The 13,070-nt window shown below is 64.6% G+C and carries 12 protein-coding genes; 7 read left to right on the plus strand and 5 right to left on the minus strand.

The annotated features are described in order from the left end of the window. The first annotated feature begins 81 nt into the window (after positions 1–81). Positions 82–957 (plus strand): translation elongation factor Ts, encoded by an 876-nt coding sequence (tsf, locus tag JF542_RS03355; RefSeq protein ID WP_007800501.1) that lies wholly within the window; start codon positions 82–84, stop codon positions 955–957. A gap of 468 nt (positions 958–1,425) precedes the next feature. On the opposite strand, the gene JF542_RS03360 is transcribed toward tsf, so the two are convergent. Continuing rightward, on the minus strand, positions 1,426–2,193 hold the full coding sequence (locus tag JF542_RS03360; protein ID WP_007800503.1) for a LuxR family transcriptional regulator: 768 nt from the start codon (positions 2,191–2,193) through the stop codon (positions 1,426–1,428). Further along, positions 2,190–2,633, minus strand: a complete 444-nt coding sequence (gene aroQ, locus JF542_RS03365) for a type II 3-dehydroquinate dehydratase (RefSeq protein WP_007800505.1) — start codon at positions 2,631–2,633, stop codon at positions 2,190–2,192. Before aroQ ends, JF542_RS03360 begins: the two co-directional genes overlap by 4 nt. A 313-nt stretch (positions 2,634–2,946) precedes the next feature. Here aroQ and JF542_RS03370 point away from each other — a divergent pair, with 313 nt between their 5' ends. The 5 genes from JF542_RS03370 to JF542_RS03390 all read left to right on the plus strand — a co-directional run bounded on the left by JF542_RS03370 (position 2,947) and on the right by JF542_RS03390 (position 8,367). After that, positions 2,947–4,308 (plus strand): ISNCY family transposase, encoded by a 1,362-nt coding sequence (locus tag JF542_RS03370; RefSeq protein ID WP_207074741.1) that lies wholly within the window; start codon positions 2,947–2,949, stop codon positions 4,306–4,308. 304 nt (positions 4,309–4,612) lie between these two features. Further along, positions 4,613–5,506 (plus strand): PfkB family carbohydrate kinase, encoded by an 894-nt coding sequence (locus tag JF542_RS03375; protein WP_207074742.1) that lies wholly within the window; start codon positions 4,613–4,615, stop codon positions 5,504–5,506. Continuing rightward, the gene (locus JF542_RS03380) at positions 5,503–6,420 is read left to right on the plus strand and encodes a pseudouridine-5'-phosphate glycosidase (protein ID WP_007800509.1); all 918 of its coding nucleotides are present in this window, start codon (positions 5,503–5,505) and stop codon (positions 6,418–6,420) included. The genes JF542_RS03375 and JF542_RS03380 overlap by 4 nt, the downstream gene beginning before the upstream one ends. 79 nt (positions 6,421–6,499) lie before the next feature. Beyond that, positions 6,500–7,195, plus strand: coding sequence for a DUF502 domain-containing protein (locus tag JF542_RS03385; protein ID WP_207074743.1), 696 nt, complete (start codon positions 6,500–6,502; stop codon positions 7,193–7,195). A gap of 143 nt (positions 7,196–7,338) precedes the next feature. After that, positions 7,339–8,367 carry an extracellular catalytic domain type 1 short-chain-length polyhydroxyalkanoate depolymerase gene (locus tag JF542_RS03390; RefSeq protein WP_207074744.1) on the plus strand — a complete coding sequence of 343 codons (1,029 nt, stop codon included), beginning with the start codon at positions 7,339–7,341 and terminating at the stop codon, positions 8,365–8,367. A gap of 37 nt (positions 8,368–8,404) precedes the next feature. On the opposite strand, the gene JF542_RS03395 is transcribed toward JF542_RS03390, so the two are convergent. From JF542_RS03395 to JF542_RS03405, 3 genes are all read right to left on the minus strand, one after another. After that, a complete protein-coding gene (locus tag JF542_RS03395) occupies positions 8,405–8,662 on the minus strand; it encodes a YjhX family toxin (RefSeq protein WP_007800515.1) in 258 nt (85 codons plus the stop codon). A 222-nt stretch (positions 8,663–8,884) separates the two neighbouring features. Next, a complete protein-coding gene (locus JF542_RS03400) occupies positions 8,885–9,934 on the minus strand; it encodes a patatin-like phospholipase family protein (protein WP_207074745.1) in 1,050 nt (349 codons plus the stop codon). A 127-nt stretch (positions 9,935–10,061) separates the two neighbouring features. Further along, positions 10,062–10,835 (minus strand): 3-hydroxybutyrate dehydrogenase, encoded by a 774-nt coding sequence (locus JF542_RS03405; RefSeq protein WP_007800519.1) that lies wholly within the window; start codon positions 10,833–10,835, stop codon positions 10,062–10,064. Between the two features lie 362 nt (positions 10,836–11,197). Here JF542_RS03405 and JF542_RS03410 point away from each other — a divergent pair, with 362 nt between their 5' ends. Continuing rightward, on the plus strand, positions 11,198–13,018 hold the full coding sequence (locus JF542_RS03410) for an extracellular solute-binding protein (protein WP_207074746.1): 1,821 nt from the start codon (positions 11,198–11,200) through the stop codon (positions 13,016–13,018). Positions 13,019–13,070: the final 52 nt, after the last annotated feature.

Genomic DNA, 13,070 nt, shown 5'->3' on the forward strand with positions numbered 1-13,070 from the left:
AGCGTCACGCAAGCATGACATGAGCGGCGAGGCCCGGGGCAGGGCCTGCCGCACAAGACCATTCGAGAGGGAGCCAAGCACATGGCGATCACTGCTGCACAGGTGAAAGAACTGCGCGAGATGACCGGCGCAGGCATGATGGATGCCAAGAAGGCGCTGACCGAGACCGACGGCGACATGGAAGCCGCCATCGACTGGCTGCGCACCAAGGGCCTCGCTAAGGCCGCCAAGAAATCGGGCCGTACCGCTGCCGAGGGCCTCGTGGCCGTCGAGGTGAACGGTGGCACCGGCGTCGCCGTCGAGGTGAACGCGGAAACCGACTTCGTCGCCAAGAACGCCGAGTTCCAGACCATGGTGTCGGACATCGCCAAGGCTGCCACCGGCGTGGACAGCGTCGAGGCGCTGGCCGAGACCGAGATCGGCGGCAAGAAGGTCTCCGACGTCATCACCGACAAGATCGCCAAGATCGGCGAGAACATGACCCTGCGCCGGATGGCAAAGGTCGAAGGTGACGTGGTCTCCACCTACGTGCACAACGCAGCCGCTCCGGGCCTTGGCCAGATCGGCGTGCTGGTCGCGCTCAAGGGCGGCGACGACGCGTTCGGCAAGCAGGTCGCGATGCACATCGCGGCTGCCAACCCGGCCTCGCTGTCGGAAGCTGACCTCGACCCGGCGGTCGTCGAGAAGGAGCGTCAGGTCCAGATCGACATCGCGAAGGAATCCGGCAAGCCGGACGCCGTGATCGAGAAGATGATCGTCGGTCGCATGAAGAAGTTCCTCGGTGAAGTGACCCTGCTGGGCCAGCAGTTCGTCATCAACCCGGACCTTACCGTCGAGAAAGCCGCAGAAGAAGCCGGCGCCACCATCGTGGGCTTTGTCCGCATGCAGGTCGGCGAAGGCATCGAGAAAGAGAAAGAGGATTTCGCAGCCGAGGTTGCGAAGGCCGCGCAGGGCTAAGCCCTACGCAAACTTTCGAAGGCTTGAAGAGACAGGAGCCGCCCAACGGGCGGCTCCTTTTGGTTCCTGCGGTCGGCTCTCTGGCACGGTTGGGGATGATTGGAGAACCGGGCAGGGGGCGCCGAGGGGGCCCTTGCGAAAATTGCCCGAGCCCCTCTCAGCTTCCGGTCTACACCGGGAGAACGCAGGGCCCTCGAAATCGCGAGGGATAGGTCCTCATGTTCCATGGCCAAAGCCACCACTCACGGAACGTTGGTACAATCGCAATTAACGCTTCGTCAGGGAAGTCCGGGAAACCTGACCCCTCGATATTTTCGCGATTTCTGCGAATTTCGCCTATCTAGTTTTGATTTTACTTAATCTCTACGGAAGCAATCCAAAAACTGATGCAAGATTTACGGGCGCTTAACTCACGTTTAAGTATATTACGACTCGACTAGATCGTTCAGTTTTGATTTGGTGCGCCGTTTAGATGTCGATTACAAACATCTGATTCTGGAATGCGGCCTTGGCCACGGCCTGCGCGGTGGTTTCAACATTCAAAGCCTCGCGCGCAAGGCGAAGATGCTTTTCGATGGTCGCCTGCGTCAGCCCCATGATCGCCGCGATGTCCTGCATGGTCTTGCCGTCGCCGACCCATTCCAGCGCCTCGCGCTGGCGCTTGGTGAGCGACTGGTTCGGCGGGATATAGGGCAGGGTGAGGATCTTGAGGTGCAGCAGGTTGTTCAGCAGCATGATGTCCTCGCCGAAACGGTCCCACACCGCATCGACCTCGTGCTGCTGCATCCCGGGCCGCGCAGTCAGCGCGATGGCGCCCTTGGCTCGGGTCGAGAGCGAGCGGAAGCTCACCGAGTAGCCCGCGCGGACATCCATCGACAGGTTGAACGCGATGACGCGGCGCTCGGCCTCGGTCAGGTTGCCCTGGGCCAACATCTCGCCCAGCACGCGCCACGAACACGCACCTTCATGCTCGAGGGCCCAGCGAACCATGGGCGCGTGATGATAGAGCCCTTGGCCGACGAACACGTCCGTATAGGAAGCGCTGTGGTTGGTCAGCAGCACGAAATCGTTCGGATCTCCGAGCGAGGTCGAGGTCCGGTAGCGCGTGAACCCGTACATCAGCCGGTCGAAGCCAAAGCCGGCCATGCTTTCGAGATGCATGGCCCAGAGCTCTTCGACACTGCCGGCATTGGTCATTTCGAGAAGCCGGCTGCGCAGGGTCACGGGCAATGTCATGAGGCAGCGTCCAGATGGCTCTTCATCGCGTCCATGGCCAGCGTGTAGCCACGCGCCCCGAAGCCGCAGATCACTCCGACCGAGACCCGGGCAATGTAGCTCTGGTGGCGGAACGACTCGCGGGCATGGACATTCGACAGGTGCAGCTCGATTGCGGGAACCTCGGCCGAGCTGATCGCATCCATCAGCGCGATCGAGGTGTGGGTGTAGGCGCCTGCGTTGAGGATGAGCCCGTCGAGCCGTCCACGGGTGCCGTGGATCGCGTCGATCAGCGCGCCTTCGTGATTGCTCTGTTCGAACTCGACCTCGACGCCGATCTCCTTGGCATGGGCGCGGCACATGGCCTCGACATCGGCCAGCGTGGTGCGGCCGTAAACCTCGGGCTGGCGAAAGCCGAGCAGGTTCAGGTTCGGACCGTTGAGAATGAGGAAGCCGGGCATGGTGTTAAACCTTCGGATAAGTGAGCGCAGTGTTCGTCGGAAACGCACGCTTGTCCATAAGCGCCATTACCGACGCTGAGGTGCACCGTTTCGCCGCCATCGTGCAAGCCGGTTTGCGGGTTCGTCGACGCTGCGGGACGTGCGGGGTGGCTCAGGGCCCATATTTCAAAGGCTTCCGTGTTCGCAGGCGGACCATTTATTTACATAATACTGATTATAAGATGTATGGGTGTACGCGCAAAGTTAGACTGTCCCACATGTGCAAATCAGAAGTGTCACACTTCTCCTGTTGCTGACAGGATTGGAGTGGACCGTGGGATTGGTGTTGATGAGCGAACGAGATCTGAACCGCGTCGAGATATTGAGCCAGGTCGTGCAAGGCCGCATGACGGCAACGAGTGCGGCGAACCTGCTTGCGCTGAGCCGCAGACAAGTCCAACGTCTGTTGAAGTGCTTCCGAACCGAGGGCCCGGCCGCGATCCGGCACAAGGCGCGCGGTAGGCCATCGAATAATCGGATCGATCCGGCGGTGTGCGCTTTGGCCGTGACGTTGGTGCAGGAACAGTACGCTGATTTCGGCCCGACACTGGCGTCCGAGAAGCTGGCTGAGGACCATGGCCTGAAGGTGTCCCGAGAGACGCTGCGCAAGTGGATGCAAGACGCCGGGATATGGCTGCCGAGAAAGCAGCGTCGCACCTTTCACCAGCCCCGGCTTCGCCGGGAATGCTACGGCGAGCTGATCCAGATTGACGGCTCGGACCATCACTGGTTCGAGGACCGCGGGCCGCCCTGTACCCTACTGGTATTCGTGGATGACGCGACCAGCACCTTGATGCACCTGGAATTCGTGAAGTCGGAAAGCACCTTCAGCTACTTCGGTGCCTTAGAGAGTTATCTGCAGGCACACGGTCGCCCGGTTGCGTTCTACAGCGATAAGCACAGCGTGTTCAGGGTGGCGAAGCAAGGTGCCAGGACCGGTCACGGCACCACCCAGTTCGGGCGCGCGCTCAATGAGTTGAACATCGAGATCCTCTGCGCGAACAGCTCTCAGGCCAAGGGCCGCGTCGAGCGCGCCAACCGCACGTTGCAGGACCGGCTGGTGAAGGAGCTGAGGCTGGCGGGGATTTCGGACATGGTGGCCGGCAACGCCTTTTTGCCGGGGTTCATTGAGCGATACAACGCGCGTTTCGCGAAGACTCCGCGGCGGCCTGACGACCTGCACCGGACGCTGAACACCGAACCGGACCGTCTGCGGGAAATCCTGTGCCTGAGGGATGAACGCTATGTCGGCGCCCAGCTAGCCTTTTCCTACGACCGCCACCGGATCATCCTGGAAGAGAACGACCTCAGCCGTGACCTGCCCGGCAAGTACATCGACAGCTACGAGAATCAGGATGGTGCCTTGGAATTCCGCTGGAAAGGCATCACGCTGCCGTACCGGATTTTCGACATGGATCAGCGCGTGACGCATGCCGCGATCACGGAGAACAAGCATCTGAGCGCCGTGCTCGAACACATCAAGGCCGAACAGGACAAGGCGCCACCCAAGAAGAAACGCGCAGGTAAGCAGCGGACGATCTACGAGCCGACCGGCCGCCGCAACACGGGTTGGAACTCCTTGGCCGACCGCAAGCGCAAGGCCAACCGCGCAGCCGGTCAGGGCTCCGATATGTGAGGTCTCCGCCCTGCCCGGCTGCGCTCACGCCGCTCCAGGTGGGACACTTCTGCTTTGCAAGCCCGGTGACATTTCTACTTGGTTGCAACAATGGGCGCCCGGTGCGGCATTGCAGCCACAGCGCCCGAGCCCCCCGTACGAGCTCGCAAAGATCGCCGCTGAGCCCCTGATACGGAACGGGAAACCGGCGCTTTTCGCCGCTCCCAGGCATCAATCCCCGCGCAGTCCGGAGGATTGTCGGTCTGGCCCGGTCCAAACGGTCTCCGCTCTTGTCGGAACAGCCCGGCTCGGTCAAAACACGGACATGACAGATACACCGGACATGCTCTGCATCGGCTCCGTCCTCTGGGACGTGATCGGCCGCTCCGCCAGCCACATGCGGCAAGGCTCCGACGTGCCCGGCCGGATCACCCGGCTTCCCGGCGGCGTTGCACTCAACATCGCGATGACGCTGGCGCGCTTCGGACTGCGCCCGGCGCTGCTCTCGGCTGTCGGACAGGATCCCGAGGGCCACGAGTTGGCCGAGGCCTGCGAAAAGCTCGGCTGCGACACGCGGTTTCTCTATCGCTCCGAGGACTTGCCCACCGATCGCTACATGGCGGTCGAAGGCGCAAACGGGCTGATCGCCGCCATCGCGGATGCCCACTCGCTCGAGCGCGCCGGGTCGCGGATCCTGCGCCCGCTGTCGGATGGCACCCTGGGCACGCCCCAGACGCCGTTCACAGGCTCCGTGGCGCTCGACGGCAACCTCAAGGAAACCCTGCTCGACGAGATCGTCCGCGATGCGGCTTTCGCCAAGGCCGACATGCGCATCGCCCCCGCAAGCCCCGGCAAGGCCGAGCGCCTGATGCCGTTCCTCCGCGCCGGTCGCGGCGTGCTCTACGTCAATCTCGAGGAAGCCGGCTTGCTCTGCCAGGACAGCTTCAAGAGCGCCCCGGAAGCCGCTGCAAAGCTTATCGAGCGCGGTGCGGCACGCGCCGTGGTCACCAATGGCGGAGACGCCGCCTGCGACGCCACCGCCGACGGGCTCGTGGCGGAACGGCCACCGGAGGTGCTGGTCACCCGGGTCACAGGTGCCGGCGACACTTTCATGGCGGCGCATATTGTGGCAGAGCTTCGCGGCGCGGCCCGGGCCGAGGCGCTGAGCCTCGCGCTGGATGCCGCAGCCGCCTACGTTTCCGGAGACATCGCCTCATGAGCCTCATCAGACTTTCCGCCGCCGTCGCAGACGCGCTCGCCAAGGGCGCCCCCGTCGTGGCGCTGGAATCGACGATCATCACCCACGGCATGCCGTGGCCCCAGAACCTCGAGATGGCCCGCAAGGTCGAGGCGGTGATCCGCGAGGAAGGTGCCGAGCCCGCGACCATCGCGGTGATCGACGGAGAGCTCTGCGTCGGGCTCGAGGATGACCAGCTCGAGGCACTGGCACAGGCTCGCGGTGTCGCCAAGCTGAGCCGCGCCGACCTCGCGGTCTGTATGGCTCAGGGCCGCACTGGCGCCACCACCGTGGCCGCCACGATGATCGCCGCCGCGCAGGCCGGCATCTCGACCTTTGCCACCGGCGGCATCGGCGGTGTTCACAGGGGCGCCGAGCAGAGCTTTGACGTCTCCGCAGACCTTCAGGAACTGGCCCAGACCGCCGTCACCGTGGTTTGCGCCGGCGCCAAGGCCATTCTCGACCTGCCCAAGACGCTGGAAGTGCTGGAAACCCTCGGCGTGCCGGTCATCGCCTATGGCCAGGACCAGTTGCCGGCCTTCTGGTCGCGCGAGGCCGGTCTGCGGGCGCCCCTGCGCATGGACACGCCGCGCGCCATCGCAGAGGCACAGGCGATGCGCTCGGCGCTGGGGCTTCCCGGCGGCCAGCTCGTGGCCAACCCGATCCCCGCCGAGGCCGAGATCGCCCGCGCCGAGATGACGCCGGTGATCGAGCGTGCCAATGCCGATGCCGAGACCCACGGCATCCGTGGCAAGGACCTCACACCGTACCTGCTGCAGCGCATCTTCGAGCTGACCGAGGGCCGCTCGCTCGAGTCCAACATCGCGCTGGTCCTGAACAATGCGCGGCTGGGGGCACGCATCGCCAAGGAAATGAGCGCCCTGCCCCGAAATTGAGCTTTCGCTCGCGCAGCATCATTGTAGACCTGATCCCGAGCGCTTACCTTCGCTCTGGCACTCGGCTTCTGGACGGACAATGAACACCCCCTTCGACGACAAACCGCGCAGGCCGGGCCTGCTGGCCTCCCTGCGCGCGAGCTTCCTGACGGGTCTGGTGGTCATCGCCCCCATCGGCCTGACGATCTGGCTCATCTGGACCATGTTCGGCTGGGTTGACGGCTTCGTGCTGCCGCTGATCCCCGACCAGTTCAACCCCGAAGCCTATATCGGCATCAACCTGCGCGGCCTCGGCGTGATCTTCTTCCTGGTCTTCACCATCCTCGTGGGCTGGGTCGCAAAGGGGCTGATCGGGCGCTCGCTGATCCGCTTCGCCGAAACCCTTGTCGAGCGCACCCCGGTGGTGCGCACGATCTATTCCGGCATCAAGCAGATCGCCGAGACGGTCTTTGCCCAGTCCGAGCGCAGCTTCGAGAAAGCCTGCCTCGTGCAGTACCCGCGCAAGGGCATCTGGGCCATCGGCTTCATTTCAACGCAGGCCAAGGGCGAGGTCTTGGACCGTGCCGAGACCATGGGCGGGCTGATGTCGGTCTTCGTGCCGACCACGCCGAACCCGACCTCGGGCTTCCTGCTGTTCTTTCCGGAAGAAGACGTGGTCGAACTCGACATGAGCATCGAGGATGCCGCCAAGCTGGTGATTTCCGCCGGGCTCGTCTACCCGCCGGAGAGACCGGGCGCCAAACCACGCGTCGAACCGGTGCGCAAGGCGTCCTGAGCGCCAAATCCCGCGCCATCCGGCGCGAGTGCAGGCAAAGCGCGTGCGCCCGGTCTTGGGGGATGCGCCGCGCTCTGGTCAGTGGTCGCAACCTATGGAAGAGTGTCCGCATTGCGTTGACCCATTTTCCAAAGGATGCTCCCATGGGATTTCCCCTCCCGCGTCTCACCCTGCCCGTCCTCTCCGCTCTTGCGCTGCTGCAAGGCCCGGCCCTCGCGCTCGAGCCGCTCGCCGATTTCGGTGACAACCCCGGCGCGCTTGACGCCTTTCTCTACCGCCCGGACGGCCTGAGCGCTCCGGCGCCGCTGATCGTGGCGCTGCATGGCTGCCTGATGAGCGCCGCGGGCTTCGACGACGAGACCGGTCTCACCGCGCTGGCAGACGATCTGGGCGCGGTGCTCCTGCTGCCGCAGCAGCGCGAGGCCAATATGGAGCGCGGCTGCTTCCGCTGGCACGACGACGACGACAACCAGCCCGGCAAGGGCGAGAGCGCCTCGATCCTGCAGATGATCGACCAGGCACTGGCCAGCGAAGGCGCCGATCCGGCCCGCGTCTATGTCATGGGCCTGTCGGCGGGTGGCGCCATGAGCGCGGTGCTGCTCGCCAATTATCCGCACCGGTTGGCGGGCGGCGCGATCATCGCCGGGCTGCCCTACGGCTGCAACCGTCCCGCCGGGATCTTCGATTTCAACTGGTACACGCTGCACTACAACATCTTCGCGCAGGATGGCGCCGATGCCAGCTATGCCTGTGGCATCACGCGCTTCTTCAGCGCCACCGACCGCGATGCCGAGGACTGGGCCAGCTACGTCCACGAGGTCATCGACGCAGAGCCCGAGGACTGGCCGCTGATCTCGATCTGGCAGGGCCTCGGCGACGAGACCGTCGATCCCGCGAATCTTCAGGAACTCACCGAGCAATGGACCGCCGTGATCGGCATCGACGCCCTGCCCGATGCCACCGAGCGTTTCGGACGTGCCACCCGCAACCTCTATCGCGATGACCAGGGCGAGACCCGGATCGAAAGCTGGAGCCTCGAGGGGTTTCCCCACGCGGTGCCGGTCGACACCGACGGCACGCCGGAGAGCTGCGGCTTCGAAGCCGAGCACATCACCGACGGCGGCGTCTGCGCCGTGCGTCGTATCGCGCAATTCTGGGGGCTCGCGGACTAGGCCCGGCGACACGCAGCGCGTCGCCGGGCCCGTCGGGTCAGCGGTTGTCAAGCTGGGCGCGCACGCGCGCCAGCCCGTCGCGGGTGATGCGGTAGGGCTGGCCTCCGCGCGAGCGGATCAGACGTCGTCGTCGCAGCCGCTCGAACACCGGAAGCGTGCAGTCGGTCAGGACAAAGCCGTCGCGGGTGATGCAGCTCACGGTGTGCACCTTGCCGTTCTCGGCGCGGTCGAACCGGATCGCGCCACCCTGTGCCAGCACGTGAAGCACGCGCTGTTCGTGTTTGGAAATGTTCATGGGGATGCCCGTGGTTTGAACGCAAAGCATCGCCCCGTCCGGCCACCGCGCGAACGAAGCGTTTGGGTTCAGCGATCCGCGAAACGGATCGCGCGGTTGCCCGCAATCTCCAGCATCAAGTCTCCATCGATCCGGGGGGCTTCCCCGGTGCTTTCCTATATTAAGGCAGCCCGCGGCCCGGTTTCAACGCCTCCGGGCGCGCGTCGCGAAGAATTTCGCGTGTCACGCCCGCATCGGCGACGAGAACATTTCGCGCAGATCGGCTGTCTGCCGCACCCCGAGCGCGTCGCCATGCTCGCCGAGAAAGCTCCCCGCCGCGCGCCGCCCGGCCGCCTTCAGCTGCGCCACGACGGTGGGCAGCGGCACCATCTTGGTCGCCACCGAGAGCGCATTCATCAGGCTGTCATCGGCGATCATGTGAACCCGCAGCTTCTTCATCGCGCCCTCGCGGACCGAGCCCGCCTCGATCAGCCGCTGCACGAACTCGATGGCGCGCAGCTCGCGCAAAAGCGCCGCGTTGAAGCTGATCTCGTTGATCCGGTTCTGGATCTCCGGCGGCGTCACCGGCACCGCTTCGCGCACGATCGGATTGATGTTGACGATCACGAGGTCGTCGGGCAGCGCAGGCTTGAACAGCGGGAACAGCGCCGGGTTGCCGGAATAGCCGCCATCCCAGAACGCCTCGGTCACCCCGGTCTCCGGGTCGGTCAGCTCCACTGCCTGGAACAGCGTCGGAAGGCAGGCGGAGGCGAGGATCGCCTCGGGGCAGAGCCGCTCGCCCTCGAACACCCGCACCTTGCCATCGCGCACCGAGGTCGCCGAGACAAAGAATTCCGGGCCCGCATCGGCGCAGATATCGGCAAATTCCATGCGCCGCAGGATGTCTTCAAGTGGATTGCGGTAGAGTGGCCCCCAGGCATAAGGCGACAGCATGCGCCCCACGGTCTCTCCGGCCGCGAAGGGCAGCGAATACTGCACCGCGCTGCTGACAGTGCCGGGATGCGGCAGCCAGGCATGCATCCATTCCGGGATCGAAATGTCGCGCAGCCCCGCGACCTCGTGCCAGAGCCAGTCCAGCGTCTCGCGTGCGCCCTCGCGCCCGCCGCGCACCAGCCCCGCCTTCAGCGCCGCGCCATTGAGCGCCCCCGCCGAGGCCCCCGAGACCCCGGCGATCTCGAGATCGTCTTCCTCGAGCAGCCGGTCGAGCACCCCCCAGGTGAAGGCGCCATGCGCACCACCGCCTTGCAGCGCGAGGTTGATCCGCCGTGTCATCGCCATCCCCTTGTCATAACGCCCATGTTTCTTCTGGCCAGAAATATCCCGGGGTGAATTGGCCAAAGGCCAAGAGGGGCAGCGCCCCTCCCGGCCCGTCGCTTACGGCCTCCCGAGGCTTTCCGCCTCAGAGCGCCGTCCAGCCGCCATCGACCGAGATCGTCGTGCCAGTGATCTGTGCTGCCGCGTCCGAGCACAGGAACACCGCCGTGCCGCCGATCTGCTCTGTGGTGGCGAACTCCTTCGAGGGCTGGCGCTCGAGGATCACCTTCTCGATCACCTCGTCCTCGGTCATGTCGTATTTCTTCGCCGTGTCCGGGATCTGCGCCTCGACCAGCGGCGTTTTGACGTAGCCCGGGCAGATCGCGTTTGCGGTGATCGGTTCCTTGGCGGTCTCGAGTGCCACCACCTTGGTCATGCCCACCACGCCATGCTTGGCCGCCACGTAGGCCGACTTGTAGGGCGAGGCGGTCAGACCATGCGCCGAGGCGATGTTGACCACCCGGCCCCAGCCTGCCTGCCGCATCATCGGCAGCGCCGCGGCAGTACAGTGATAGGCCGAGCTCATGTTGATGGCGATGATCGCGTCCCATTTCTCGACCGGGAACTCGTCGATCGGCGAGACGTGCTGGATGCCGGCATTGTTCACCAGGATGTCGCAGGCGCCGGCTGTCTCGATCAGCGCGCGGCACTCGTCGCCCTTGGACATGTCCGCCTGGATGTAGCGGGCCTCGACGCCGAACTCCTTGCCGAGATCTTCGGCGAGCTTGTGGTCCTCGGCGTTGTCGGTGAAGGAATTCAGCACCACCGAGGCGCCGGCCCGCGCCAGTTCGCGCGCGACGCCAAGCCCGATGCCCGAGTTCGAGCCGGTGATGATTGCGGTCTTGCCCTTGAGAGACATGTGAAACTCCTCGCTTTTCTCAGCGGCAGCATAGCAATGCTGCACCTGCAAGATAAGCGAATTCGGGATCTGCCGGTTCCGCAATCTCGGCTTCACGGTTTCGCGACAAGAACTGCCTTGCGCTCGACGCGAACAGGCCGCAAAAGCGCCGCACCAGCTCGGCTCCAGACCAAAAAAAACGCCGGCACAAGGCCGGCGTTAAGTCATTGAGGCAGGTTTCATACAGGCAAGAAACCTATCGAGCAGTGCCCTTGTTATACGCGCTTTACCGCTGGAGTCCAAGCTAAAAGTTTGAAAAGACGTGAAAGCCCCGGTACCCTCCGGGGCCAAGAAAACAAGGGCAGTGAAGGATTGTTTCAGCAATGATGGCCGATTATTTCGCGCGCCGCACGGTCGGCGCATTGGCGCTCGGGGCGATTCTGGCCTGCGGTGGAATCGCCTCCGCCGAGCCCGCCCATGGCATCGCTATGTATGGCGCGCCTGCCCTGCCCCCAGATTTTGATCACCTGCCCTATGCCAACCCCGACGCACCCAAAGGCGGCCGACTGGTCACCGGCGAGACCGGCAGTTTCGACAGCCTCAATCCGCACATCCTGAAGGGCTCGGTGCCGTGGCAACTCCGCTTCCTCGCCTATGAAAGCCTGATGGGCCGCAGCTGGGACGAGCCGTTCTCGCTCTACGGTCTGCTTGCCGAAACCATCGAGACCGGTCCGAATCGTGACTGGGTGGAATTCACGCTGCGCGACGAGGCTCGCTTCTCGGATGGCAGCCCGGTCACCGTCGAGGACGTGATGTGGAGCTACGAGACACTCGGCACTGAGGGCCACCCGCGCTACCGTGGCGCCTGGAGCCAGGTCGAGAGCATGGAGCAGACCGGCCCGAACAAGATCCGCTTCACCTTCGCCACCGACGACCGCGAGCTGGCGCTGATCATCGGCATGCGCCCGATCCTGAAAAAGGCGCAGTGGGAGGGCCGCGATTTCGCCTCCAGCGGGCTCGACGTGGTGCCGATCACCTCGGCGCCTTACGTCATCGAAGACTTCGAGGCCGGCCGCTTCGTCTCGCTCAAGCGCAACCCCGATTACTGGGGCAAGGACCTGCCCTTCATGACCGGCCAGGCCAATCTCGACGAGATCCGCATGGAGTTCTTCGGCGACGGCACGGTGCAGTTCGAGGCCTTCAAGGCCGGCGCGCTCAACGCCCTGCGCGAGAACAACGCCGAGAAATGGGAAACCCAGTACGATTTCCCGGCGGTGCAGCGCGGCGACGTGGTGAAGTCAGAGATCCCGCATGGCCGCCCCACCGGCATGACCGGGTTCGTGATGAACACCCGCCACGGCGTCTTTGCCGACTGGCGCGTGCGCGCGGCGATGATCCACGCCTTCAACTTCGAATACATCAACGAGACCATGACCGGCTCGCGCCAGCCGCGCATCACCTCGTATTTCTCCAACTCCGACCTCGCGATGAGCGCCGGGCCGGCCGAGGGCCGGGTGCGCGAGCTGCTGGAGCCCTTCGCGGATACGCTCCTGCCCGGCGCGCTCGAAGGCTATGCCCTGCCCGAAGGTGACGGCAGCGCCCGCAACCGGCGCAATATCCGCAAGGCCATGGGACTGATGGAAGAGGCCGGCTGGACGGTGCAGGACGGCGTGATGAAGAACGCCGACGGCCAGCCCTTCAGCTTCGAGGTGGTGCTCAACCAGGGGGCCGGCGAAGAGCAGTCGATCATCGACATCTACGTGCAGGCGCTGCAGCGCATGGGCATCGCGCCACGTGTCACGGTTATCGACTCGGCGCAGTACAACGAGCGCCTCAACCGCTTCGATTTCGACATGACCTTCTTCCGCCGCGGCATCTCGCTCAGCCCGGGCAACGAACAGCGTCTCTACTGGGGCTCGGACGCGGCGACGCAGGAGGGCTCTCGCAACCTGATGGGCATGCAGTCTCCGGCGGCGGACGCGATGATCGACACGCTGCTCAACGCCACCAGCCGCGAAGATTTCGTCGCTGCGTCGCGCGCGCTCGACCGGATCCTGACCACCGGGCGCTACGTGATCCCGATCTACCAGTGGAACATCTCGCGCATTGCCCATGCCAAGGAACTGACCTTTTCCGAGACCACCCCCGTCTATGGCGACTGGATCGACTGGATGCCGAACGCCTGGTGGTGGCAGGACCAGTGAAACCCGTGTAGACTTGCGCCCGACCGGGCGATCGAACCCGGACATAAGCAAG

It is taken from the genome of Salipiger bermudensis (assembly GCF_017309175.1).
Classification (GTDB): Bacteria; Pseudomonadota; Alphaproteobacteria; order Rhodobacterales; family Rhodobacteraceae; genus Salipiger; species Salipiger bermudensis.

Excerpts from the sequence above, each read along its gene's own strand:
- tsf (WP_007800501.1), top strand. The coding sequence starts at position 82 with ATGGCGATCACTGCTGCACAGGTGAAAGAACTGCGCGAGATGACCGGC.
- JF542_RS03360 (WP_007800503.1), bottom strand. The coding sequence starts at position 2,193 with ATGACATTGCCCGTGACCCTGCGCAGCCGGCTTCTCGAAATGACCAAT.
- aroQ (WP_007800505.1), bottom strand. The coding sequence starts at position 2,633 with ATGCCCGGCTTCCTCATTCTCAACGGTCCGAACCTGAACCTGCTCGGC.
- JF542_RS03375 (WP_207074742.1), top strand. The coding sequence starts at position 4,613 with ATGACAGATACACCGGACATGCTCTGCATCGGCTCCGTCCTCTGGGAC.
- JF542_RS03380 (WP_007800509.1), top strand. The coding sequence starts at position 5,503 with ATGAGCCTCATCAGACTTTCCGCCGCCGTCGCAGACGCGCTCGCCAAG.
- JF542_RS03385 (WP_207074743.1), top strand. The coding sequence starts at position 6,500 with ATGAACACCCCCTTCGACGACAAACCGCGCAGGCCGGGCCTGCTGGCC.
- JF542_RS03390 (WP_207074744.1), top strand. The coding sequence starts at position 7,339 with ATGGGATTTCCCCTCCCGCGTCTCACCCTGCCCGTCCTCTCCGCTCTT.
- JF542_RS03395 (WP_007800515.1), bottom strand. The coding sequence starts at position 8,662 with ATGAACATTTCCAAACACGAACAGCGCGTGCTTCACGTGCTGGCACAG.
- JF542_RS03400 (WP_207074745.1), bottom strand. The coding sequence starts at position 9,934 with ATGACACGGCGGATCAACCTCGCGCTGCAAGGCGGTGGTGCGCATGGC.
- JF542_RS03405 (WP_007800519.1), bottom strand. The coding sequence starts at position 10,835 with ATGTCTCTCAAGGGCAAGACCGCAATCATCACCGGCTCGAACTCGGGC.
- JF542_RS03410 (WP_207074746.1), top strand. The coding sequence starts at position 11,198 with ATGATGGCCGATTATTTCGCGCGCCGCACGGTCGGCGCATTGGCGCTC.